Source organism: Vibrio sp. DNB22_10_4, assembly GCF_052879755.1.
Window position 1 is genome coordinate 1 of sequence record NZ_JBNNXW010000040.1, and the last position, 587, is coordinate 587.

General features: G+C 47.9%; 1 protein-coding gene. It reads right to left on the reverse strand.

Translation table 11 applies throughout. From position 1 onward, the window contains the following. Positions 1 to 587 (reverse strand): GTP-binding protein (locus ACVA6Q_RS24555; protein ID WP_446649212.1); only part of this gene is annotated, 587 nt, incomplete at both ends.

Here is a 587-nt window from a genome sequence, read left to right on the forward strand (position 1 = left end):
TCAAGAAGCTTACGGAACATCTCAACACCAGTACAAGTAGTAACAGTTGTATCTTTGATACCAACGATTTCTACTTCGTCACCTACGCGTAGGATACCGCGCTCGATACGACCAGTTACAACTGTACCACGACCTTGGATCGAGAATACGTCTTCGATTGGTAGTAGGAACGGTTGGTCTACTGCACGCTCTGGCTCTGGGATGTAAGAGTCTAGTGCTTCAGCTAGTTCAACGATTTTCGCTTCCCACTGCTCTTCGCCGTTTAGTGCGCCTAGTGCAGAACCTTGGATAACTGGTAGGTCATCACCTGGGAAATCGTATTCAGAAAGAAGTTCACGAACTTCCATTTCTACTAGCTCAAGTAGCTCTTCGTCATCAACCATGTCACATTTGTTCATGAATACGATGATGTAAGGGATACCAACCTGACGGCCTAGTAGGATGTGCTCACGAGTCTGAGGCATAGGGCCGTCAGTTGCAGCAACAACTAGGATACCACCGTCCATCTGTGCAGCACCTGTGATCATGTTCTTAACATAATCCGCGTGTCCTGGACAGTCTACGTGTGCGTAGTGACGTGCTGGAGT